The organism is Pseudomonas sp. W17 (assembly GCF_040268305.1).
GTDB classification, from domain to species: domain Bacteria; phylum Pseudomonadota; class Gammaproteobacteria; order Pseudomonadales; family Pseudomonadaceae; genus Aquipseudomonas; species Aquipseudomonas protegens.
Genome location: NZ_CP158490.1, coordinates 2,761,285 through 2,782,905 on the forward strand (window position 1 = coordinate 2,761,285; position 21,621 = coordinate 2,782,905).

27 protein-coding genes, 1 tRNA gene and 3 pseudogenes are annotated in these 21,621 nt (G+C 61.4%); 16 read left to right on the top strand and 15 right to left on the bottom strand.

Annotated features, from left to right (window positions below):
- Positions 1-47: 47 nt before the first annotated feature.
- Positions 48-521 (bottom strand): hypothetical protein, encoded by a 474-nt coding sequence (locus ABCR88_RS12900; RefSeq protein WP_041118628.1) that lies wholly within the window; start codon positions 519-521, stop codon positions 48-50.
- 227 nt (positions 522-748) lie between these two features.
- On the opposite strand from ABCR88_RS12900, the gene ABCR88_RS12905 reads away from it, so the two are divergent.
- On the top strand, positions 749-1,717 hold the full coding sequence (locus tag ABCR88_RS12905) for a pyridoxal-phosphate dependent enzyme (RefSeq protein ID WP_041118627.1): 969 nt from the start codon (positions 749-751) through the stop codon (positions 1,715-1,717).
- A 133-nt stretch (positions 1,718-1,850) separates the two neighbouring features.
- Here the strand turns inward: ABCR88_RS12905 and ABCR88_RS12910 are convergent, their stop codons facing one another.
- Both ABCR88_RS12910 and ABCR88_RS12915 read right to left on the bottom strand, forming a co-directional pair.
- Entirely contained in the window at positions 1,851-2,492 is a 642-nt protein-coding gene (locus ABCR88_RS12910; RefSeq protein ID WP_015635915.1) for a hypothetical protein, read from the bottom strand.
- Positions 2,493-2,597: 105 nt separating this feature from the next.
- Positions 2,598-2,843 carry a hypothetical protein gene (locus tag ABCR88_RS12915; protein ID WP_041118626.1) on the bottom strand — a complete coding sequence of 82 codons (246 nt, stop codon included), beginning with the start codon at positions 2,841-2,843 and terminating at the stop codon, positions 2,598-2,600.
- A 196-nt stretch (positions 2,844-3,039) separates the two neighbouring features.
- Here ABCR88_RS12915 and ABCR88_RS12920 point away from each other — a divergent pair, with 196 nt between their 5' ends.
- The 3 genes from ABCR88_RS12920 to ABCR88_RS12930 all read left to right on the top strand — a co-directional run bounded on the left by ABCR88_RS12920 (position 3,040) and on the right by ABCR88_RS12930 (position 4,446).
- On the top strand, positions 3,040-3,543 hold the full coding sequence (locus ABCR88_RS12920) for a hypothetical protein (protein WP_041120670.1): 504 nt from the start codon (positions 3,040-3,042) through the stop codon (positions 3,541-3,543).
- A gap of 69 nt (positions 3,544-3,612) precedes the next feature.
- Positions 3,613-3,846, top strand: a complete 234-nt coding sequence (locus tag ABCR88_RS12925; protein ID WP_041118625.1) for a YceK/YidQ family lipoprotein — start codon at positions 3,613-3,615, stop codon at positions 3,844-3,846.
- Positions 3,847-3,978: 132 nt separating this feature from the next.
- A complete protein-coding gene (locus tag ABCR88_RS12930; protein ID WP_093403564.1) occupies positions 3,979-4,446 on the top strand; it encodes an anti-virulence regulator CigR family protein in 468 nt (155 codons plus the stop codon).
- A 64-nt stretch (positions 4,447-4,510) separates the two neighbouring features.
- Here ABCR88_RS12930 and fabF read toward each other — a convergent pair whose 3' ends face one another.
- Positions 4,511-5,779: a beta-ketoacyl-ACP synthase II gene (gene fabF / locus ABCR88_RS12935; RefSeq protein ID WP_325984821.1), complete on the bottom strand. Its 1,269-nt coding sequence runs from the start codon at positions 5,777-5,779 to the stop codon at positions 4,511-4,513.
- Positions 5,780-5,895: 116 nt separating this feature from the next.
- Here fabF and ABCR88_RS12940 point away from each other — a divergent pair, with 116 nt between their 5' ends.
- Positions 5,896-6,381, top strand: coding sequence for a helix-turn-helix domain-containing protein (locus ABCR88_RS12940; protein WP_123473498.1), 486 nt, complete (start codon positions 5,896-5,898; stop codon positions 6,379-6,381).
- 125 nt (positions 6,382-6,506) lie between these two features.
- On the opposite strand, the gene ABCR88_RS12945 is transcribed toward ABCR88_RS12940, so the two are convergent.
- The 3 genes from ABCR88_RS12945 to ABCR88_RS12955 all read right to left on the bottom strand — a co-directional run bounded on the left by ABCR88_RS12945 (position 6,507) and on the right by ABCR88_RS12955 (position 8,569).
- Positions 6,507-7,241, bottom strand: a complete 735-nt coding sequence (locus ABCR88_RS12945) for an HAD family hydrolase (RefSeq protein WP_325984820.1) — start codon at positions 7,239-7,241, stop codon at positions 6,507-6,509.
- Positions 7,242-7,336: 95 nt separating this feature from the next.
- The gene (locus tag ABCR88_RS12950) at positions 7,337-7,873 is read right to left on the bottom strand and encodes a hypothetical protein (RefSeq protein ID WP_325984819.1); all 537 of its coding nucleotides are present in this window, start codon (positions 7,871-7,873) and stop codon (positions 7,337-7,339) included.
- A gap of 54 nt (positions 7,874-7,927) precedes the next feature.
- The gene (locus ABCR88_RS12955; protein ID WP_350404681.1) at positions 7,928-8,569 is read right to left on the bottom strand and encodes a TetR/AcrR family transcriptional regulator; all 642 of its coding nucleotides are present in this window, start codon (positions 8,567-8,569) and stop codon (positions 7,928-7,930) included.
- 93 nt (positions 8,570-8,662) lie between these two features.
- Between ABCR88_RS12955 and ABCR88_RS12960 the strand changes: the two genes are divergently transcribed.
- Positions 8,663-9,271, top strand: coding sequence for an NAD(P)H-dependent oxidoreductase (locus ABCR88_RS12960; RefSeq protein ID WP_232643179.1), 609 nt, complete (start codon positions 8,663-8,665; stop codon positions 9,269-9,271).
- A 608-nt stretch (positions 9,272-9,879) separates the two neighbouring features.
- Here ABCR88_RS12960 and ABCR88_RS12965 read toward each other — a convergent pair.
- Complete coding sequence (locus ABCR88_RS12965; protein ID WP_325984816.1) at positions 9,880-10,368, bottom strand: ATP-binding protein; 489 nt, start codon at positions 10,366-10,368, stop codon at positions 9,880-9,882.
- Between the two features lie 352 nt (positions 10,369-10,720).
- Here ABCR88_RS12965 and ABCR88_RS12970 point away from each other — a divergent pair, with 352 nt between their 5' ends.
- The 3 genes from ABCR88_RS12970 (at position 10,721) to ABCR88_RS12980 (ending at position 11,895) form a co-directional block, all read left to right on the top strand.
- Positions 10,721-10,984 (top strand): DUF1652 domain-containing protein, encoded by a 264-nt coding sequence (locus ABCR88_RS12970; protein ID WP_015635907.1) that lies wholly within the window; start codon positions 10,721-10,723, stop codon positions 10,982-10,984.
- A 267-nt stretch (positions 10,985-11,251) separates the two neighbouring features.
- Positions 11,252-11,452: a hypothetical protein gene (locus tag ABCR88_RS12975; protein ID WP_325984815.1), complete on the top strand. Its 201-nt coding sequence runs from the start codon at positions 11,252-11,254 to the stop codon at positions 11,450-11,452.
- Positions 11,453-11,808: 356 nt separating this feature from the next.
- A tRNA-Leu gene (locus tag ABCR88_RS12980) sits at positions 11,809-11,895 on the top strand.
- 79 nt (positions 11,896-11,974) lie between these two features.
- Here the strand turns inward: ABCR88_RS12980 and ABCR88_RS12985 are convergent.
- A pseudogene (locus ABCR88_RS12985) lies at positions 11,975-12,205 on the bottom strand (integrase); the annotation flags it as partial.
- A gap of 480 nt (positions 12,206-12,685) precedes the next feature.
- Here ABCR88_RS12985 and ABCR88_RS12990 point away from each other — a divergent pair.
- The 3 genes and pseudogenes from ABCR88_RS12990 to ABCR88_RS13000 all read left to right on the top strand — a co-directional run.
- Positions 12,686-12,941, top strand: a pseudogene (locus tag ABCR88_RS12990) (hypothetical protein); the annotation flags it as partial.
- Between the two features lie 54 nt (positions 12,942-12,995).
- Complete coding sequence (locus ABCR88_RS12995) at positions 12,996-13,316, top strand: hypothetical protein (protein ID WP_041118554.1); 321 nt, start codon at positions 12,996-12,998, stop codon at positions 13,314-13,316.
- 497 nt (positions 13,317-13,813) lie between these two features.
- Entirely contained in the window at positions 13,814-14,197 is a 384-nt protein-coding gene (locus tag ABCR88_RS13000; RefSeq protein WP_080774197.1) for a cytochrome c, read from the top strand.
- An 84-nt stretch (positions 14,198-14,281) separates the two neighbouring features.
- On the opposite strand, the gene ABCR88_RS13005 is transcribed toward ABCR88_RS13000, so the two are convergent.
- Entirely contained in the window at positions 14,282-15,217 is a 936-nt protein-coding gene (locus ABCR88_RS13005; protein ID WP_232512049.1) for a hypothetical protein, read from the bottom strand.
- Between the two features lie 217 nt (positions 15,218-15,434).
- Here ABCR88_RS13005 and ABCR88_RS13010 point away from each other — a divergent pair, with 217 nt between their 5' ends.
- Positions 15,435-16,034 carry a GNAT family N-acetyltransferase gene (locus ABCR88_RS13010; protein ID WP_041118553.1) on the top strand — a complete coding sequence of 200 codons (600 nt, stop codon included), beginning with the start codon at positions 15,435-15,437 and terminating at the stop codon, positions 16,032-16,034.
- A gap of 59 nt (positions 16,035-16,093) precedes the next feature.
- On the opposite strand, the pseudogene ABCR88_RS13015 reads toward ABCR88_RS13010, so the two are convergent.
- Positions 16,094-16,264 (bottom strand): annotated as a pseudogene (locus ABCR88_RS13015) (polysaccharide lyase family 7 protein); the annotation flags it as partial.
- 272 nt (positions 16,265-16,536) lie between these two features.
- On the opposite strand from ABCR88_RS13015, the gene ABCR88_RS13020 reads away from it, so the two are divergent.
- Positions 16,537-16,923: an MliC family protein gene (locus ABCR88_RS13020; RefSeq protein ID WP_019094152.1), complete on the top strand. Its 387-nt coding sequence runs from the start codon at positions 16,537-16,539 to the stop codon at positions 16,921-16,923.
- Positions 16,924-17,117: 194 nt separating this feature from the next.
- On the opposite strand, the gene ABCR88_RS13025 is transcribed toward ABCR88_RS13020, so the two are convergent.
- Positions 17,118-17,402: a hypothetical protein gene (locus ABCR88_RS13025; RefSeq protein WP_015635899.1), complete on the bottom strand. Its 285-nt coding sequence runs from the start codon at positions 17,400-17,402 to the stop codon at positions 17,118-17,120.
- Positions 17,403-17,581: 179 nt separating this feature from the next.
- Here ABCR88_RS13025 and ABCR88_RS13030 point away from each other — a divergent pair, with 179 nt between their 5' ends.
- Complete coding sequence (locus tag ABCR88_RS13030; RefSeq protein ID WP_011061701.1) at positions 17,582-17,740, top strand: hypothetical protein; 159 nt, start codon at positions 17,582-17,584, stop codon at positions 17,738-17,740.
- A gap of 123 nt (positions 17,741-17,863) precedes the next feature.
- Complete coding sequence (locus ABCR88_RS13035) at positions 17,864-18,184, top strand: YbjQ family protein (RefSeq protein WP_011061700.1); 321 nt, start codon at positions 17,864-17,866, stop codon at positions 18,182-18,184.
- A gap of 20 nt (positions 18,185-18,204) precedes the next feature.
- On the opposite strand, the gene ABCR88_RS13040 is transcribed toward ABCR88_RS13035, so the two are convergent.
- From ABCR88_RS13040 to ABCR88_RS13050, 3 genes are all read right to left on the bottom strand, one after another.
- Positions 18,205-18,597 carry a VOC family protein gene (locus ABCR88_RS13040; protein WP_011061699.1) on the bottom strand — a complete coding sequence of 131 codons (393 nt, stop codon included), beginning with the start codon at positions 18,595-18,597 and terminating at the stop codon, positions 18,205-18,207.
- Between the two features lie 88 nt (positions 18,598-18,685).
- Entirely contained in the window at positions 18,686-20,326 is a 1,641-nt protein-coding gene (locus tag ABCR88_RS13045) for an ATP-binding cassette domain-containing protein (protein ID WP_337152918.1), read from the bottom strand.
- 178 nt (positions 20,327-20,504) lie between these two features.
- Positions 20,505-21,542, bottom strand: a complete 1,038-nt coding sequence (locus ABCR88_RS13050; RefSeq protein WP_015635896.1) for a DNA topoisomerase IB — start codon at positions 21,540-21,542, stop codon at positions 20,505-20,507.
- Between the last annotated feature and the right edge of the window lie 79 nt (positions 21,543-21,621).

The window sequence follows — 21,621 nt, forward strand, 5'->3', positions numbered from 1 at the left end:
TGCCTTGGGCCTGATCGGCAGGTGCCGAAGCGCCTGTGGCCGGTTCTTCAAAGATGGGCAATCAGCTGCTGCCGATAGCCGTTTTCATCGGCTGGGGCGGGGTATCGGGTTTCATCGATCAGCGCGCGCAACTGCTGTGAATGGCTGGACTGCCTGAAGGCGACCTGGCACTCGGCAGCATCAAAAAAGCCTCGCAGATGAGGCAGGGCCAAGGGCAGCAGCAGAGGTTCTATCTTCAACGAAATACTGACGATATCCAGTTGGTCGGTGGGGTCTCGGTAGAGATCGATGACCAGCAGGCTTGCACTTTCGGTACCCGGATAAATGTGGACGTCGCCAGCGCCAACCGGGGTTTCGTCGAAGTAGCTGGTGTACAGCTTGCGAATGTCGAGAGCGATTCCCAAGGTGTTCAATGCCGCTGCCAGATCGGCGTTGGGAACAGGCTCGTCCTGCGCCCAGGAGACGAAGTCAGGCATGGAAACACAGATGTCGAACTCGTTGGCGCAGATGATGGGCGTCACAGGGAAGGCTTCCTGGTGGTGGAGGGCCGGTAGCCTACCATTGGGCGACGCTGTTTTTGCAGCGATGATCCATGAGCTGCTCCAGGTTGCTCATCGGCTGTCCGTATCTCTTGAATAGGTGGCGCATTCCCCGGTTTGTCCTGTAGCGTTCATCGCGGCTGGCGAAGCTGGCCAGGCACGGACGTTGGGAGTCCTGCACACATTCAGACCAAGGATATTGGCCCCAGATGACTCAGCTGATTGATTTCAAATCCATCGTTGCAGCAGCGCAGCGGATAGATGGATCGGTAGTTCGTACGCCGACGGTGGAAAGCTCAATGCTGGCAGGCATGGTTGAACGACCTGTCTTTCTCAAGCTTGAAAACCTGCAGGCCGGTGGTTCATTCAAGGCCCGCGGGGTACTCAACAAGTTCTCGGCGTTGCAGGAGGGGCTGGGCGATAGCCACTTCGTCGCCGTCAGTGGGGGTAACTTCGGCATTGCCATCGGCGAGGCGGCCAAGCGCTTCGGCGCCAGGGTGACGGTGATCATGCCCCAGAGCGCGCCGTCTTCGTCGGTCGAACGCATTCGCGCCTCCGGCAGTACGGTCATTGTCGAGCCGGATGTGCACGCCGCCTTTGCCCGGGCAAAGGCCCTGGAGGCAGAGGGCTATGTGGTGATCGACGATTGCGCCGACACGCTGATTGCCGAGGGGCATGGAACACTGGCCCTTGAGTTCATTGCCGACTGCCCGTCCCTGACCGACGTGTTTGTCGCGGTCGGCGGCGGGGCGATGCTGGCGGGGGTGGCCACGGCCTTGAAGGCAATCAAGCCCGGGATCCGGGTTTGGGGCGTAGAGACCGCCGGCGCACACTCCATGAGCCAGGCCTTGCAGGCGGGCAGGCCGGTGGATATCGACGTCAGTTCGATCGTCTCCACCCTTGGCGTTCCGATCATCGACGAGCTGATGTTTGCCCACGCTCGCCACTATGTCGAAGACATGGTTGTGGTCCCTGACGAAGAGGCGATCAAGGGCATGCTGTCCTTTGCGCAAGGGGCAAGGCAATGGGTTGAGCTGGCTTCTGGCGCGCTTGTGCCCGCGGTCATTGCCACCGCGCCCAGGCTGCCTGCCGACGCGGTTATTGGCCTTGTCGTCTGTGGTGGGAACATATCCCTTCAAGACATGACGAAATGGGCTTCCTACGCGGGAATTTCCTGAACATTCCCAGGGTGATGTCTGTAACAGGTCGCTCGCTATCGAAAGCGAGTGCTGGCTGACGTACGCGCTCCGGCGCTGAGAGGGGGGAGCAGCCCTCTCAGCGCACCAGGTTGGCCAGCCAGCCGTGCAGGTCCTACTTCACATCGCCATTGTAGAAAACGTGCTGTACGTCTTCTTTCTTGACGATCAGCTTGTTGCCATCGGCCAGGCTTTCGACCAGCTCCGAGCAGTTGTTGATTTCCATCTTGCCGGTCACCGATTCCGAGGCACTGTCAAAGGTGAAGGCGTAGGTGGTGGCGGGGCAGCTGGCGCCACCTTCTCCGGTGGAGACCACCAGCAGATACTTGCCACCGAAGGCATAGGCTTTCTCGACGGCGACGTATCCTGTGAGGTCCGGGTCTTCAACCACGTAGTCCATCACGTTGACGACACCGGCGCGGGATACATAGTTGATGGCCGAACCGCCCATTTCGCGGGTGCTGGTGGTGAATACGCCACCGATGTCGTCGCCGCTGATGATCAGCGGTACGTAGCTGACCCGGGGCGCTTCGGGGGCCGGTTGGGTGGCGACTGTCGGGGCGGGGCGCTCGCCGAGGGCAGGAGCCGCCTGTGGCGATACACACTTGCCGGTCTCGCAGATCCGATCACCCTTGCAATCGGTGTCCTTGAAGCACTGGGCGGCAGCGCCTGCCTGGCCGGTTGCCACCGGCTCGGGTTTCTTGTCGCATCCAACCAGGGCCAGCGCTGCAAGTGAGAGGGCGTAAACAAGCTTCATGTTGATCTGTCCTTAATCAAGAGGGGGGGGCCGGCGGGCAATGTAAAGGGTTTGCTCAGGCGTTGCCAGGAAACCTCAGCCCGGCCATCCCCTGTTGGCGGCTTGTCAGCAAAGGCTGTCGGCCGCACTGAGCATGGGGAGGACCGGGAGGCTCATATCGCGGATGGCCGATTCAAGCTTGTCCTGGTAGATGCTCAGGATGGAGTAATCCAGTTTCTGGGTGATGTTCGCGCCGCTTGCGCAATTTTGCAGCAGTTCTTCCAGTGCGCCGGCAACCAGGTCCGCGGTGACCTGCAAGACGTTCAAGCCGAAGCGGCTATCGACAATGACCAGATTCGTTAAGTCGTACATACAGCCCCTGCGGTCACTGTGATGAAGAGTAATGGCTATGAGCCACTAGCAGTTTAACTAAACCGTCGGTGGGCTGTCACGGGGAGAAAAGGGGGGAGTTGCGCCGGCGAGCGGGTTTTTTATACAGCGATTTTCCAGCGCTCAGGGGCCGCTCTGTGTACCATTCTGGTCCGCCTAGAAACCAGATTTGATCTGCATGCTGATTTTGACAAAGGGTGAGCACCAGGGCTTGAGGATAGGGCCACGCTGGCCGTCTTCAGAGGTCTCGATAGATGCCCGGGTCTTCGCCCAACTGCTTGAGGTCCAGTCGAGACTGCCTCGCTCCGTGCAACTGCTGGTAACCCGGGGTTACGAACCCAAGAGCAGTTGCCTGGGGTTTTTCAGAACCCTGTCGCGCTGGCTGGGCATCCGGCTTTTCTGCCTGTGTTACCCGCGGCGAAAGCAGGAGCTGGAGGATATTTTCGGCTCCAATGGCCATGACGTGGACGGCACTCATGTCGACGTGTCCATCGTCCTCGATGGCAAGCGCTTGCGCTTTCTGCCCTTGGGTGTGTTTACCTCGCCGGCCCGCCAGGAACAGCGCAAGGCGCGTTACTCGGCGGTAGTGGAGGAGGTCAAGGCCACCCTGGGGCAGTGCGGTTTTCAGATTCATCGCAACCCTACCGAAAGCCTGCAGATCCATTGCGACTACAAGGCTTGATCTCGATCTCTGAAGCGTTGGTCATGCAGCACCCATGGTGCTTGCCGATGCAAGTAATAAGGACGTTACGTGTTGCGAAGTCTGTTGTGGCTGGTGCTGACCCTGGGGCTGAGCGGGTGCACGGCATTGATGACCCGAACCACTCCCTACACCTGTCCCTATATCGGCGTGCGCATGGACTGGGCCCTGGCAAAGGAAAACAACGGCGTGCTCTGGCCGTTTCTGGCGCTGGATGCGCCGTTTTCCGGGGTGGTGGATACGCTGATGTTCCCCTTTGAATACCAGTACAGTTGCAGCCTTTGATTCTCGAGGTTCAGCTGGGCTGAACGGGCAGGTGAGTGGGCGGGCCGATCCGTGCTCAGGCGCGGGGGCGACCCCAGGATAGAAAGGCCGTCTAGAGTTGATTCTGGCAATCGCTGCCTGAGGAGAACCACCATGCACACATCGCGTCCGCTTGTTACCGTTCTTGCCTGCCTGTTCCTGGCTGCGGCTTCCCCCCTGGTACTGGCCGATCCGGGCGGGGGCAAGGGGCAAGGCCATTCCAAGCAGGGTGCCCAGGATGATCGTGGCCAGGGCAACCGGGAGGGCCACGGCAAGGGCAAGAAACCTGCTGCTGACGATTGGAGCCATGGCCCGAGCATCGATCGTGGCAACGTGCTCGGCATCTTGGGTGGGCACCGTGATTACTGGAGCCCGGGACCGGCGTTACCTCCCGGTATCCAGAAGAATCTGGCCCGTGGCAAGCCCCTTCCACCAGGCATCGCCAAGAAGCTGGACAGTCGGCTGCTCGGACAACTGCCACGCTATGAGGGGTATGAGTGGCGGCAGGCCGGTACGGACCTGATCCTGGTGGCCATTGCCAGCGGGGTCATCTACGAAGTGCTGAATGACGTGTTGAACTGATGGGGCTGCCGGGGTTTCAGCCAATCGCAACTCAAACCCCGGCAGGGAGCCCTGGCCCGAAGGGCTATTCCCAGCGCTTGAACAGCACGCTGGCATTCACCCCGCCAAAGCCGAAGCCATTGGACAGTGCGTATTGCATGGCCAGTTGGCGAGCCTGCCCCCTGACCAGGTCCAGCCCTGCGGCGGCGCTGTCCGGGTTTTCCAGGTTGAGGGTGGCCGGGGCGATCTGATCGCGCAGGGCGAGGATGGTGAAGATCGCCTCGATTCCTCCAGCCGCACCCAGCAGGTGGCCAGTGGCGGATTTGGTGGCGCTGATGGCCAGCCCACTGTCGGTGCCGAACACCGTTCTGATAGCAGCCAGCTCGCCTTTGTCACCCACGGGGGTGGAGGTGGCGTGGGCATTGAGGTGCTGCACCTGGGATGCCTGGATACCGGCCTGTCGCAGGGCCTGCTGCATGGCGCGACGGGCGCCGTCGCCGTCTTCCGGGCCGGCCGTCATGTGGTAGGCGTCGGCGCTGGTGCCGTAGCCCACCAGCTCGGCGATGGGCCGGGCGCCGCGGGCCAGAGCATGTTCCAGTTCCTCGATGACCAGCAGGCCGGCGCCTTCACCCATGACAAAACCATCCCGAGCCTGGTCGAACGGACGGGAAGCGCGTTCCGGGGTGTCGTTGAATTCGCTGGACAAGGCGCGGGCTGCGGCGAAGCCGCCCAGGCTGACCCGGTGGATGGCCGCCTCTGCACCGCCACACACAGCGATGTCGATTTCCCCGGCGCGGATCATCCGCGCGGCATCGCCAATCGCCTGGACCCCGGCGGCACAGGCGGTCACCGGCGCGCCCAGGGGGCCCTTGAGACCATGGCGGATCGACACGTGCCCGGCGGCCATGTTGCTCAGGAACGAGGGAATGGTGAACGGCGACAGGCGTCGCGGGCCCTTGCTGTCGGTGGTGCGTACCGCTTCGGCGATGGCCGGGAAGCCGCCCACCCCGGAGGCGATGATGGTGGCCGTGCGCTCCTGGGCCTCTGCGGTATCCGGCTTCCAGCCGGCCTGGGTCAGGGCTTCTTCGGCCGCGGCCAGGGCGAAGAGGATGAAGCGATCCATCTTGCGCTGTTCCTTGGGGGCCAGCAGTTGGTCCGGGTCGAAGCCGGCCTCCGGGTCCTGGAGCGAGTCGGGCACCTGGCCGCCGATGGTGGTCGACAGCTCGCCGATGAGTTCTTCCGGTAACGAGCGGATGCCGGACTGGCCTGCCAGCAGGCGCCGCCATACCTGTTCGACTCCACACCCCAGTGGCGTGATTGCGCCCATGCCGGTGACTACGATGCGTTTGCTCATGCGGATCCTGCTCCTTCAGCGTACGTGATTGGGGAACAACGAAACGTGGACGATACTATCATCATGAAAGTAACATCCGAATCCATAATTACCGAGGTGCAGTGCAGGAGCCAGCCATGCAACGAAAGAGTCTGATTGACGCCGAGTGTCCGATTGCCCGAGGCCTGGAGCGGGTGGGGGAGTGGTGGAGCATCTTGATAATGCGCGATGCCTTGCATGGCTTGCGGCGCTTCGACGAGTTTGCCCGCAGCCTGGAGATCGCCCCGAACATGCTGACCCGGCGTCTCAATTCCCTGGTGGAGGATGGGTTGCTCGTGCGTGAGGCCTACAGCCAGCGCCCTCTGCGCTATCAATATGTGCCCACGGCCAAGGGCGAGGACTTTCGCGTGGTGCTCATGGCTTTCGTGGCCTGGGGCAATCGTCACTACGCTCCCGAAGGTGAGAGCGTGCAACTTGTCGAGCGTGAAACCGGGCTTGCGGTACAGCCAGTGATGGCGGAGGTCGCCAGCGGCCGGTTGGTGGCATTGCAGGCGTGCACGGTGCAAGCGGGGCCCGCGGCCAGTGCCAGCATGCGCCAGCGCCTGGGGGCTACGGCTGACTGAGCCCTGGCGCCTGGTTCGATGCTGCGGGTGCGGCGGGTTGCTGTGCGGCGGCCAGGTTCTGGGGTATCCAGCAGATTCTGGCTGGTGGCTGCCAGGGCGTTATCGTCCGCAGGCTGGCCGGCGTCTCAGCGTGCTCGCTGCCCGCGCCGCCAGGAAGGGTGAAAGTGCCGCCAGTGGGCGTCCTGGGCTGCAGCCAGCAGCTCACGGTCGCCGCGGGTATCGCCCCAGGCCCGGAGCCGATACTGGCTCAGCGGACCGTAGACGCTTTCCAGGCGCAGGACCTTGTTCTGGCAACGGCAATTGTTGCCGGTGATACGCCCGCTCAGTATGCCGTCGACCACCTCCAGTTCGGTGCCGATCAAGCTGATCCCCAGGCGTGTGGCGAAAGGTTGCAGGACCAGGGCCGGGGAGGCAGAGCACAGGGTTACCAGGGCGCCTGAGCGCAGCTCCTGGGCCACCGCCTGCAGGCCCGCCGGGCGCATCAGTCGGTTCCAGGCCTGCTGGCAGAAAGCTTCTGCCCGCTGCTGGAGCCAGGCGGCCTCGACGCCTGTGAGGAAGGTGCTGATCAGTTGCGCCTTGAGCTGGTCGCGATCGACCCGGCGCACCAGGAACCTCAGGCTGGGCAGGGCCAGGCCGAGTATCCGCCGGTTGAACTGGCGGTGGCCGAAGGCAAACCTGAGAAAGGGTACGAAGCTGTCATGGCGGGTCAGGGTGCCGTCGAAATCGAACACCGAGAGCACCTGGCTGGCATCGGGGTTGATCCCGATGGTGTCCGGGGCAAGCGCCTGGGCTACGGATTGTGGGGCCTGGGATGGCAAGCCCGTGGGGGCGAGGGGGCCGGTTGGCGGGTGGGGCGGCATGGGTGTTCTCATTGATGGCGGCCGTGGATACGCGGCCGGTTTTGCCTGGGATCGCTGCAGTCTACGCGTTCCGAGTGGAGGCTTCTGCTACAGGTCTACAGACGCAGCATGGGAAGGGGGTTCCAGGGACGGGTCAACAGCCGTCTGGCGGACAATTGAACCAGGCGCAGATGAAAGCCGGCATCGGGAAATGCGGCAAACACTCGACGCCGATCCTGGCGCGATAGACCGAAGCTCAGCATGCCCAGGGAGACATCAATCCAGTCGGCGCGGCGGAAGCCTTCCACCAGGCTACCCGGCAGCGCGGCAGTAGGGGTGATCTTGTGGTGCAGTTCAATCATTGGCAGCACCTCGGCTGCCCATTCCGGCCTGCCGATTTCCTCCAGATAGGCTTCGGCCAGGTCTAACGAGGGTGGCAGGTAGTCGAAGGTCCCGGCGGTCCAGATCCCCAGATCATGAAAGGCTCCGGCAATGGAGAGTTTCTGCAACTGCAGGGCATCAGTGCCTGTAAGCAGGTGGCAGAAGTTGATGACCCGGTACACATGGTTGCGATAGCCGGTGAAATCCTTGCCCAGCTCTCCGCGATAGCGTTGCAGCAGTTCGTCCAGCAGTTCCAGTTGGGCCAATAGCATTGCAGCGTCCTTGCGGTACCCCTTCGGGGGGTGTTTTCAAGAGTCGGTTCACAATTAACGGGAAGCGCCGGATGCCGGCGTGCGTTGCCTGGCGCGGGCTCTTTCGACCATGGCTACGATGGTGTCGCAGAGCTCTTCCTGGGCTTGGCCGAAGCTGATCTCTCCCAGTGTGGCGGCATGGGACAGCGCTTTAGCGGCGCCGAGCATGGCCCGCAGGCCCGCGGTGCCTATCACGGCGCCGTTCGCGAAGGGCTCAAGGGCACCTCGACAGGTTTCCAGGAAGGTGGCCTCGTATTCACGCTTGGTCTGTTCCAGCTCCGGCGAGCTGGCCAGGGCGGCGATCACCCCAGGGATTTCGCGGCCCTGGCGTTGCACACAATCCATATAGGACGCGGCAATCTCATCGGCGCGAGCCGCCAGCGTGGGGCTGGCAGTCTCCAGCGCCTGCTCCATGAGTGCGGTCTGACGCTGATCGTAGTCCTGGTAGAGGGCCGCCAGGAGTACCGCCCGAGTGTCGAAATGATCGTAGACCACGGGTTTGGTGACACCGGCCTGTTCTGCCAGGTGCCCCAGTGTCAGGGCCTCGGTGCCTTGTTTGCGAACTATCTGCCAGGCCACGCCCATCAACTGCTGCAGGCGCTGTTCCCGTGTCAGGCGACGGCGCGGTGAGGCATCGGTGTTCTGGCGGCTTGACATGCTTATATACCAAAGGTAGGTTATTGGCCGTAACTTACTAAAAGTATATAAATCCTCTGCAATCAGCGCAATGCGCTTGTGGGAGTAGTCGCCATGCACGCACTTCTTGTCTTTGCCCATCACGACCCCAGGTCCCTGACCCACAGCCTTGCCCGGCAGATTGCCGAAGGCCTGGCCGAGTCTGCGGAGCACTCCTTCGAGCTTGCCGATCTCTGGAGCGAAGGCTTCGAGCCGCGCTTCGGCGCTGCAGATATTGCGGTACACAGAACCCAGGTCACCCCTCCTGTGGACGTTCTCGCCGAGCAGGCCCGGATCGATCGCGCTGATGCTCTGGTACTGGTCTATCCGGTCTACTGGTGGTCCATGCCAGCGCTGCTCAAGGGGTGGATCGACCGGGTGTTCAGCAATGGCTGGGCGTTTGATTTCCAGGCCGATGCCAGGTTGGTGAAAAAGCTGGGGCGCCTTCGGGTGCATCTGGTAGGGGTGGCTGGGGCTGATGCCGGTACCTATGAGCGTCACCGCTACCTCGAAGCGATGCAGGCTCAGATTGATCACGGGATCTTCGATTACTGCGGGGCCAGTGTGCTGACGTCGCAGTTGCTGTACGAGTCGGAGTCCGGCGCCCAAGCCGCCAATCTGCAAAGGGCCCGGGCTATCGGACAGGCCTTGTTCAGCGCCCACAGGCCCGCCGAGCCGGCGTAAGGCTTTGCCAGGCATATCCAGAGGGGCAGGGGGGAAGGGGGGGCGGGCGGTGGTCGCGGACGGAGGTCGGGCTGGCTCTAGCCCCAGCAGCACCAGGCGAAGGTCGTCAGGCAGAGCAGCAAGGGCAGGGCATCAAGAAATTCATTCATACCGGAACATTCCATTCGGAAGGGTGCCGGCAATTTAAGGTGGCTGCTGTTATCTGTCTGTTGCGATTCTGTGAATTTTCAACGCTATTTTGTTGAATGCTTCACGAAGCATTGCAGGTGCGTGGCTGGCACCTTTTTTTCGCGGCTCCGACACTGATAGAGGCCTTCCAGAAACCTGTCCTGAAATCCAAAGACTCAAAAAAAGTGTGGATATTTAATGACTTAGGTGATTTTATTTGTGGTTTTTTTCTCAAAATATGTTGTTACAGAATGTACGATTCCGTTACTATAGCCCTGCGTTCACCTACCACGGTTTATGCATTTTTAGCCCCAAGTGTCCATCAGCTACTTGGGCTTTTTTTTGCCTGGAATTTGTCACGGGCCGCTTTTTCCCATGAGCTGGATGCACAGGATTCACGATCGGGCACCTGGCTCACCCGACCGTGACTGCCGATACACCTAGTGCCGGACGATGTGCAGCCCTTCCTCCTCCTGAGGCGGCACGAAGTAGCGGCTAATCCGTTCGAACTGCTCGTCGCTGGCGGCAAACGGGTGATCGCCCAGACGATTGCGCTCGCGCAGCCTTACCTTGCACTGGGCTTCATCCACATCCAGTACATGCAATTGATGAGGGGTGCCGGCCTGGTCCGCCAGCGCTCGCAGCCAGGTTCGCTGGGCGACGGTATTGGCGGGAAAGTCCAGGACGACACAGGTTCCAGCGCGCAACATGGCGATCACCAGCGGTTCCAGCACACTTGCCAGGCGCTGGGCGTGGAGCAGGTAGTCGGCAATCGAATGAATCTGCTCCGGATACAGGCCTGCCAGCCACTGGTCTTCAGAGATCAGGACGCTGCTGTGCGCCTCTACCAGCTGCCTGGCCAGGGTGGACTTGCCCGAGGCGATCTTGCCGCACAGTAAATGCAGTACGGCGGGTGATGAGTGCTTCATGGTTTTCTCCTGGGGTAGTTGCCTCAGAAGAGTGGTGGTCAACCCCGCCTCCGAGGCGGGTTTTTGACAGCCTGGACGGCCGCTAGCCCACCTTGCTGATGAAGGGGGTAATAATCGCTGCGAGGCCAGGCCGGGGGATCGGGTTCATGTTGTGGAAACTACAGAGTCGCCACGAAAAAAAACAGCCCGGCCATGCACAAGCCTTCATCATTTCGAAGCGCTGAGGCATTGCGCAGGCATTCGATAACTGCGGGGGAGTTAACATTTCTCTGTGTTTTTTCTGATACACAAAAGCGTATACAGGCCTATCCTGAACGGGCGAACCTCACCTCCCCCATACAGGCGAGAAGCCATGCTCTCTACCAGCGAGCTTTGCCACATATTGGAGTCCGGCTTTCTCCCGCTGTCCTGCGCCTGCGCCCTGAACCCCAACGGCTCCCTGACCATCAAGATCTACGATGCAGAGTCGGGCCGGGTGGACTTGCTGCTCACCGGTGTCTCCACTGCCGAACTCACCAGCGTGCGCGACATCTCCAATCTGATTGGCGAGCTGCGTACCGAATTGCGGGCAGGGCGCCGAGCCTTTGCCGGGGCCTTCACCCACTACGCCGGCTGAGGGGCGGGGAGGTGCGTATTGCTGACAGTTGAACATGTCATTGCGAGGGCATAGCGTTACAGCGTTCGCCCAGTATCTATGACTCTTTACCGGTTCATGGATGGCGAGGTCATCTGTACTGGGCGAACTCCACAGGCGCTTGAGGTACGTCTTTCTGGTTATAGCTGTTAACCTCCCTCGCCATTTTCACCCAAGGGTGCGCAACTCGGGCGGTACCCGAGGCTTTCTGCACCTGGCTTGGTCTTTACCCATTCAAGGAAGGTCTTCATGAACATCGGCAATACGCCTCCCGCCAACTACAGCTACGCCCAACTCTCGAAAGTACTGGAACACAATCGCTCGGTTGCTCAAGTCAAAGGTCCCGAGGCGCCTGTGGAGCAGGAGTTCGCGGCGCATCTGGAGGCCGAGCAGGCGGTCGCCAAGGACGACGCGCTTAAGCTCTCCTTGAGTTTTTCCGCGCTAGCTTGAGGGCTGCCCGGGGAGGAAGCTCTTCCTGGACATTGCTGGCAGGAGCTTCGTCCGAGGCTGTCACTTCAGGATAAGTCTTTAAAAATCAGTTGGTTGGCTTATGGCGCCATGTTAGTCTTGCCGCCGCTGAGGGAATTGGCGAGAGGCCGTGCGGCCCCTGGTTGAACCTCGGGATGACGCTGTAGATCTCTGATTTACCGTGTTTTTTTACCCTCGACAGCGAGTCGGGAACCGGGCTTTTTTGCCGGCTTCGACCTTGCTTCACAAGGACTGGATGTATATATTCCACTCCCTGCTTCAAGCACTGGACGGCCTGATGCCGATTGAATGTTCCAGTGCCGCGTTATCGCGCTACCGCCCGAATGGCGAAACTGGTAGACGCATGGGACTTAAAATCCCCCGCTCGTAAGGGCGTGCCGGTTCGATTCCGGCTTCGGGCACCATCTATTTCAAGGGCTTGCACGGTTTTATGAGTGAGCCTAACTCTGAATCAATTCGTAACTTCAAATACTGCTCCGCAGTTTACTTTGTGGGTGAGACCTTCTTGCCTTTACGGGTGCGCGCGTACTGTTCGGGTCATCACTACGGTGGTATCTCCAAGTTGATCTTTGGCTTGCATGATATTGTCGCTCGATTCAGCGTTGTCTTTGCCAGCCTTGGCGCGCAAAACGCGCATCTTGAGTAGGCTTTTTCAACTCCAGTGGCCGTTCTGGCCATATGAAACCTCCTGCGTAACATCGCCTCCGTCATCGGGGGGCATCTTCTGCCACGATCAGTTTCGATACGCACTTGGAAGTGGCACCGGGCGTATGCGCAGTTGTGGCTCGTGGTGATCTTCCATGCAGGTGCAGCCTCTTGTGCTGGCGGCAAACTAATGGGTCGTTTAGAAGGGTGAAGGTGTTCTGGTACGTTCACTTCCAAAACGGGAGGACTAAATGAGCTGGAAGCGTTTTAAGGTGGCGATCCTGTATGTCGGTGCTGCCCTCATGGTCGTGCAGGCCGGGCGACATTTGGCCGATGGTGCTACAAAGCTCGATAACGTGGGGCCCGCAATCATTGCCTTGGGGATCGCCTACTACTTGATCAGGCGAGCAAGAGCGTGTGCCGGATAGCATGGCGGCAACTTGATCTTGATTGATAGATCACACTGTCACTCGTTGTCGAGTAGGCGGGTAATTCAACTCAGCGCTCGAATACTTGGCATGCTCTTGCGGCAGAGAAGGGCTTGCGCCCCTCACGGTCACCCGTCGCGCTCGTAAGACCGCCGAAGTGCAGGTGCCATTTAGCGAAACCATTTGTATCTGCCCTTACGTGCTCGCCAGTTATGACCGCGATGGCCATTTTAGTGTCGTGTGCGAGGCACAAGGAGTTCGTCTATCGATTGGCCGAGGGCGCTTCTCTGGAAGGCATGGAGTTTCATAGGGTGCTGATTGTTCAAACTGCTCCTCAGGTCGCCAAATTCTGCAATTCGGTAGGGCCGGGATCGTGACGGGGTTGCTGAATTTAGGTAACTTGGCGTTTTCCATTCATGGATGACGGATTCATGCCAATCACCAAGCGTATTGCAAAAATCTCTCTGAGCATCTCCCTGCTGGGCCTCGTAGGCGCTAGCCCATTTTCCCTGGCGGACGACACCACTCCGGTCAGCGAGTTGCTGCGTAGCGGCTATGAAGTCAAGGCGGCCTACCAGGCGCCAGCACGGGTCGGCCTGGTGCACTTTCTGATCTTGCAAAAAGGTTCGTCGGCGTTCCAGTGCGTGACCTATGGCGCCGAAATAAAACCACGTTTCCATGACTACTCCAACACCTACTCTTGCGCTCAAGTTCAGGACCTGATTCCCACCCAGCCTAACCTCCGACAGTAATCCTCCAACGCGTTCACGGTTCCATTGCCCCTCCAGTCCTTATGACTGGGGCTGGTGGAGTCTGCTGCTGGGGAGTACCGGCTCGAAGGTGCCGAGATCAAGGTTCGCGGAGCGGTTTAAGCCTATGGAGGAGCACCTTCGAGAAGTCCCCAGTAGTACTTAACGGATGTATTCGTCTGTTGGACGCTACAAGCCAGGCATCGATTGCTCCAGGCCGCGTGTGCGATGCGGAGGCTGTTCTTCCTGGCGCGGGTCTGGGTCTTTCTGTGCAGGAGAGATAGAGCGCCGCACAGATAGCGCTGATTGCATACACAGTTTTTTGGGGGGTATTTTCCCACTCCGCGGGTGCATAGGAAATGCGGAACTGCGTTTGAGCTGAAGTTCACCTCTGGCAAACACACGCCTGTTGCTGACCAACACTCTCGGTTCAGATGTGACCCAGAGCGTTGCTGCGCCGCCTCCGGGATCTGATTTCTACAACAAGGCCAGATGCAAAAATGAAAATAAAAGCATTGCTCATCGCTTCGCTGGGGGGGCTCTTGCTGATTCAAGCAACGCTTTCCTTTGCGGACAACACCAATGGCAAGAGTCTCTATGTGCAACGATGTGCCATGTGTCACGGCGCCGATATCAAGGGAACTGGGCCACTGGCCAATAAGAGCAATCCTCCTACACCTGATCTGACGACCCCTGCTTTCAAAAAACGACTCAATGAGTATCCGGGTGTGATTGTGTCGTCGGTAATACTGCGTCCCAATGGAGACTTGATTCCCAGAACTTTGCGGGAGAACGGTGTGAAGGTGCCCCCGCATGCTTGGAGCGTTAAGGATTTTCGCGATTTGAATCAATACATGAGTGACGTGATTTCAAAGACTCGATGAGTTCTTTATAGACGTTGGCATAGCGTTCCAAGAGCCACTTGCTCCGAGACGGTGGCCAATCAATCTTGGTTTTAGTCTTGAGGCTCATCGCTGCCCCGGGTCGGGCTGCACCAGGTGCTGCCAGGGAAATACCTGCCGGGCGAAATTCTTCACGTAACCGCCAGTGGCGGCCTGGATCACCATGATCGGCAGTTTGGGTCGCTGGCGCTGCAGGGCTTCGAGTTGTTCCAGGCTCAGGCAGGTATTGCGCAAGCGCAGCGCCCGCAATGGGTCGCACGCGTGGCTGGCAAACAATCTTTCATAGCTGGCAAAAGACGTGATGGCGTGCTCCTCGCGGTCTTCTGCCCAGCTTTGCTGAAGTGCGCTGGACTCACTGAAATCCAGGCTGCTCAACCGCGGCAGGTTGCTGGAGCCTGCGAGGTTGTCGATAAAACCCTGGGTGTCGAAATGGGCGCCGATACGCAGTTGCGCAAGGTGTGGCAGGTCGACCTGGAAGAAGTCCGCGTTGGGGGCATTGGGCAGGGTCAGTTCGCTGAGGTACGGGGTCTTTGCTACCCAGCGGGCGATTTCACCGGCTTCTTCCATGATGGTGCCGGCCTTCTGGATCAACGAAGCGTTATGGTCCTGAGGTTCGGTGGGGCGAATCGTCAATGACCTGAGGCGGGGAAATTGCACCGCACTGTCCAGCAAGGGGCTGAACTCCCACTCGCGGGTACCGTTCGCGCCTTCATCGGCACCGGAAAACAGCAGCGAGCTGAGGGTGTCCGCCACGCTCTGCTCTGCCAGGCATTCCAGGGTCCAGGCAAAGGGCTCGTCCCATAGCTCGCCGTAGTACTCCAGATGCAGGCCGTCACGCATCGGCGCCAGGGCCAGGTAGTTGTAGTCGCTGGCCCACAATGGGCCGGCCGGGTCTTCGCCAGTGTCGTCGTGCTCGGCGGCCTGCTCCCGAGTGAACTCATGGATGCGTTGCTGCAGGGCCAGCAGCCGCTGGTAGCCAGGGGAAGACAAGGGATTGGACATGGGGTGGATTCCGCGGGTAACGCAGGCACGGGCCTGCTGGATAAACGCTGGGCGTGGTGAGGGTCGATCATAACAAAGCGGCGAGGGCGGCCCGCTGTGAAGCGAGCGCCGGGCGGAACACATTTTTCCAACAAATAAACTCTGTCGTCAGGGCCTGGTCGGGCGCTAGGATCCGTCGCCGACCTGCCGGCCTAGCGTCTTCTAAGGGCTCCACAGCATGCAATCAAAGTTACTGCCGTCATCAGCAACCGGGCTCGCACCCAGGGAAATCACCCTGGATGACGCAGCGCTGTTGCAGCGTTTCTTTGTCGAGAACCCGGAGTATTTCCATATCGTCCACGGTGCAGCGCCGCAGCCGGACGAGGCGCGCGACGAGATCGATGATGCACTGCCAGCGGGCTGGTCCTACACCCACAAGTGGAAAATCGGTTACTTCGACAGTGAAGGGCGCCTGCTGGCGTTCGTCAGCATTGTCAGCGACCTGTTGGCACAAGGGGTCTGGCACATAGGCCTGTTCATGCTGGCTACCCCCTGTCACGGCAGCTCCCTTGCCCGGCAGTTGCACGCTGAGCTGGAGGCCTGGGCTGCGGGCGAGGGCGCACGCTGGTTGCGCTTGAGCGTGGTCCAGGACAATGCCCGGGCACAGGGTTTCTGGAATGCCTGCGGTTATGCCCAGGTGCGTACCCGTGACGGGATCGAGCTGGGGCGCTTGCAGCACCAGGTGCGGATCATGATCAAGCCCCTGGCCGGGGATGCGCTGGCCGACTACCTGACCCTGATGCCACGTGATCGCAGCGAGGAGCAGGTACCTTCCTGACAAGGTGCCAGGAGCACCCGGACGGTGTGACTACCGCAAGGCACCCCCCCAGCCAGGTGCTAGGCGTGGCTGAGCGACAGCTGGCTGATGATGCAGGCCGAGCCATCCTCCGCCGGGGTGCTGGGGGTGAAATCGATCTGGTTGTAGATCCCGCCATGAAAGTCGAATACCTGGCCATTCCAGGCCGAGTCCAGGGCGTGCGGGGGAGAGCTGGCTTGCTGGCCATTGCAGTTGCCGTTGAGCCCCAGTGCCAGCGGGTTGCTGGCCGAGATGGGCAGTGGGGGGGGGCGATGTCGAGTGTGCTGATGTCTACCGGCATGTGGAGGTGTCCTTGTCGGGGCTGCTGGACCGCGGTGCCGATGTGACTGTCGACCCCGTTCCTCACCGACCCGCAGTTCTCTCTCGAGCTTTGCCGCACCATGGTCCGAGGGGCTTGATCAGCCTGAACTAAAAACGCCCCTGCCAGTCCCATTGGGCATCTTTGAACGACTGGGGGAACACCATGAAAACTCATCCTGCAATGCTCTGCGCCGCGGTTCTGGCTTCAAGCCAGGCGCTGTTGGCACAGGCTGCCCAGACCACTACCGCCGAGCCGGCCTACCAGAGCCAGGTAGCACGCTACCAGTGTGAAGGGCAGGTGCGCATCGACGCCGCCTACCTGAACATCGACAACGGCTCCTCGTTTGCCACGCTGTATTACAAGGACCAGTTGATCCCCATGCACATCGCGCGTTCCGCTTCCGGCGCCCTGTATGTGGCGGACGACGAGCAGAACAGCTTCCGCTGGCACACCAAGGGCAAGATGGGGGTGCTCTCGTTCCTGGAGGCGGACCACACCGCCACGGAGCAAACCCTGCTCAAGGACTGCAAGGAACTCGAGCAGGACTGAAAAAACGCCAACGCACTTTCCCGCGGGCAAAAAAAAGCCCGCGGGGAGTGCGGGCGAACGTAGTTGCTTGAATGAGCGAGGCGACTATACACAGCGCTTTTTCGATGCTGGGTGAAAGAAGTTTCATCTTGCGCCTCAGGGGCGCACACCTTGCCCAGTCCCGTACTCGGCCGGCACGCTGGCGTGCTTCGGTTTCAGACGAAGGGCTGGCCGTGAAAGCCCCGTGGCAGACGCTGCAGGCCCGGCAGGGCGGTCAGGCGTTCGGTCCAGGCGTTACGCCAGAGTTGGCCGCCATGGCTGGCCTTGGCCTTGCGTGCAGCCCGACGAGCGGCATTGCGCTGGTTGCGTCGGGCCTCCTTGTAGACCTCGGTGTTTCGGCAACTGCGGCATTTGACCCGGTTCAGCTCGCCGGTGGAGGCCAGTTGGGTGCCGTGATGACCGCAGGCCAGGTGCCCGGCGACCTTGAAGTGAGTAACCATCGCGTTTCTCCTTCGGAGTGAGTACGGAGCACGCGCCGTGTGTTCGATGCGTCTCCATACTTTTACGACCGCAGGGCACTGGTGACGTTCGTTGTTTTGTCGGCAAACCCCGAGCCACCGGCAGATCTGTTCTAACCTGCTAAAGCAAGTGAAAAATCCCTTCAGGAAGAGAGGTGGGCATGGCAACGCAACAGCAACGCCCTTACGAGCAGGAACGCAGCGATGAGACGGCACCCTACGAGGTTGAACACAAGGAGCCGCCTCCGCAGACCTGGAAGCATCCGGATGATGGCAAAAGCCTGTCGGAACTGGATGAAGAACGTCCCTTGAAACCGTGACCCACAGCCCCGCTCCAGAGCGGGGCTGTCGTTTGTGGCAAAGCCTTGGGCGGGCTCTGTTACCATCCCCGGTTTTGCCGCCCCGAAGCGCCGGGGCGAGTGGTCCGTTCAAGGGAGAAACACATGATTGTCACCACCACCGCCCATATCGAAGGCCGGGAAATTGCCAGCTACCTGGACATCGTCAGCGCTGAATCGGTCCACGGCATCAACGTGGTCCGTGACCTGTTCGCCGGCATGCGCGACTTTTTCGGCGGCCGCTCCCAGACCTTGGAACGCGCCCTGAAGGAAGCGCGGATACAGGCCACCAATGAAATCAAGGAGCGCGCCCGGCAATGCAACGCCGATGCGGTGGTCGGCGTGGATTTCGAGATCAGCATGCCGGCAGGGCGCGGCGGCATGGTAGTGGTCTTCGCCACCGGCACCGCCGTCAGGCTCAAGTAGCGTTCAACGCCTCCGGGCGTTCAGGGCGCGACCGGGGTGCACAGCTCCACTAAAGTGCCGTCCGGGCAGCGCACATAGGACACCGTCTGCCCCCAGGGCTTGCTTGTGGGGGGCGCCAGTTCCCGGGCACCGTGCTCCAGGGCCCGGGCATGGGCCGCCTGCACGTCTGCGGTGACCAGCCCCAGTTCCATGCCCAGGGGCTTGGGCGAGGAGTGAGCCGCCACATGGCCGGCCGGGAAATTCATTTCTGCCAGGTCATGGTCGGCGAAGGCCAGGGTAGTGCTGCCGGTTTCCAGCTCGCCATAGGTGCCGGATTCGTGGAGAAACCGCCGCTTGAAACCAAAGGCCTGCTCGAAAAAGCGCAAGGAACCTTCGACTTCGGGTACGTAGATGATGGTGTATCCGAACTGCATGGCGTGACGCTCCTGTCCATGGATTGTGAGGCGGCGAATCTAGCACGGGCCTGCGGCTGCGCAGGGCCCGTCGTTGTAAGCCGCTGTTTCATGGCTGCTGCTCCCTGAGGTGCCAGCCCAGGGCCGAGCATTGCAGCTCATGGGTCGGCGCCAGGGCCTGGAGAAAGGCCTGATCGTGGGAGGCCACCACCAGGGCCCCGGGAAAGTCCCGCAGGGCGCATTCGAAGGCCTGCACCGATTCCAGGTCCAGGTGGTTGGTGGGTTCGTCGAGCAACAGCAGTTGGGCTGGGTTGCCGCCCCACAGGGCCAGGGCCAGGGCGGCTTTCAGGCGCTCGCCGCCGCTCAGTTGCGCGCAGGGTTGCAGCACCCGCCGGGCATCCAGTTGCAGGCGTGCCAGGCGGGTACGCAAGGTGCTTTCCTCCAGGGGCGTGGCGGCGTTGCCCAGTTGTTCGAGCAGTGAGTGTGCGGGATCGAGTTGCGCCAGATGCTGATCCAGATAGGCACTGGCTACCGCCACTCGGCATTCGCCGCTCAGTGGCTGCAACTGGCCGGCCAGCAGTTTCAGCAAGGTGGACTTGCCGCAGCCATTGGGGCCGACCAGGGCGATGCGTGCCGGGCCGACGACGTTGCAGGTGAGGCGGCTGGCCGAGGCTTGCGGGTCCAGCCAGGGCAGTTGCGCCTGCAGTAGACTGAATACCGGCTGGCCGGCCTGCAAGGTGGTGGTAGGCAGAGTGAGCAAGGTCGGTGACTGCGCGCCGACCCGGGCAAAGGCGTCGCGCACCTGCTCGTCGAGCTCGCTCTTGTGCCCCTGATGGGCGTGGCGTACCTGGCCCATGATGTCCCGCGCGGCGCCGAGCAGCTTGGCCCGTTCGAAGCCTGAGACGTTGGCGGTCTTGGCGTGCCGGCGCGAAGCCGCGGCGTGGCGCTGGATGGTGTCGTGTTCCCGTTGCAGGCGCTTGTGCTCGCGGCTGCGCTGGGTTCGCGCATGGTCCAGCGCCGCCTGCGCCGCCTCGCTGTGGGCCTGGCGCTGCGCCTGGTACAGCGCATAGTTGCCGCCATAGACCTGGGCGCCCTGGGGGCCGAGTTCGACGATGCGTTGCACCTGCATGAGCAAATGGCGGTCATGGCTGACCAGGATCAGCCCGCCACGCCAGCCTTGCAGTTGTTCCGTCAGCCAGCGCCGGCCGTGGCGGTCCAGGTGATTGCTGGGCTCGTCGAGCAGCAGCAGGTCGGCGTTGCCCAGCAGGGCTCCGATCAGCACCACTCGGGCCAGTTGGCCGCCGCTGAGGACGTCCGCCGGGCCCTGCGGTTCCACGTGCTCCAGGCCGGCTTCATCCAGGGCCAGGCGCAGGCGCTGGGCCAGGTCCCAGCGATCATCCACCAGGTGCAGGTCTTCCAGGCTGGCGCTGCCGTTGGCCAGGCGCTCCAGGGCGCCCAGCGTCTCGGCGAGGCCGGCGACCTGGGCCACGCTCTGCCTCGGCTGTACCTGCGGATCCTGGGGCACATAGGCCACGCTGGCAGTGTGGCTGATGCTCCCGGAGGAGGGTTGCAGCTCGCCGGCGATCAGGCGCAGCAGCAGGGACTTGCCCACGCCATTGCGCCCGACGATGGCCGTGGGCAGGCGATCGAAACTCAGGTTCAGGGCATCAAGCAGGGTTTCGCCATTGGCGAATTGATAGGTCAGCTGGTTCAGGGAAACCAGTGCGGGCAGCCGGGTGACGTGAGTCATCAGCACCTCCGGAAAATGTGGCAACAGGCCAATGAGCGCTAGCAGTGCTCATCGCGGATACATTTTTGGAAGGCTTAGTTGTTCACGTCGGCAATCGTCCTTGGACGGGAAGGAAGGTGCGTAGCCTAACCTCAGAATTCTCTGACTGACAAGTACGCAAATTCGAAGGTGGCCGTCGTCAGGCCGGTTGGGCCTCCTTCGCGAGGCGCCGCAGAAAGTTCGCCAGGCCCGCTTCCTCGGCCTTCAGGCCCTGGCGGGCGCGGGCCTTGGGCAACTGCGCCAACTCACCGAGGACGAAGCGCTCCAGCAGCGCCGGATGGATGTAGCACTTGCGGCACACCGCCGGAGTGTTACCCAGTTCCCGGGCCACTTCCTTGACCGTTGCCACTATGTGTTTCTTCGCCTCGGCCTGGGGCTCCCAAGGCTGCTGGCGCAACCGCTCCAGGGCCAGGACGCTGCCGGCCCAGGTGCGGTAGTCCTTGGCGGTGAAGTCGGCTCCGGTCAGTTGCTGCAGGCAGGCGTTGATGTCCGATGAGCTGACGTGGTGCCGTTGACCGTCTTCGTCCAGGTACTGGAACAGCTGCTGCCCAGGCAACTCCAGGCAGCGCTTGACCACCCGTGCCAGGCGCGGGTCCTTGACGGTGATCTGGTGCTCGACCCCGCTCTTGCCACGGAACTGGAAGTGGATGGCGCTGCCGCTGACCTGTACATGGCGGTTGCGCAACGTGGTCAGGCCGTAGGAGCGATTGTCCCGGGCATACTGGCTGTTGCCGACGCGGATCAGGGTTTCATCCAGCAGCAGGATCAAGGTGGCCATGACCTTTTCCCGGCTGAAGCCGGGCACCGCCAATTGCGCCTGCAACTGCCGGCGCAGCTTGGGCAAGGCGTTGCCGAACGCCAGCAGGCGAGCGTACTTGTCACCGTCGCGCACTTCGCGCCAACGCGGGTGGTAGCGGTACTGCTTGCGGCCCCTTGCGTCGCGGCCGGTGGCCTGCAGATGGCCTTTGGGGTCGGGGCAGATCCACACCTCTGCGTAGGCCGGGGGAATCGCCAGGGCGTTGATCCGCTGTACCTCGGCGGCCTGGGTAAGGCGCTGGCCCTGGGCGTCGTAGTAGACGAACTTGCCCCGCAGCTTGCGCCGCCGGATGCCCGGCTGGCGGTCGTCGGTGTAGTGCAGGTCGGCGGGCAGGGCGGGAGTATCGCAAGCGTCGGGCATGGCGGCAGGTCCTGGGCAAAGTGCGGGCCGGTAGACCATGGACCGCGGCCTCGGCCAAGGGTGCCGATTTTCTCTGCGG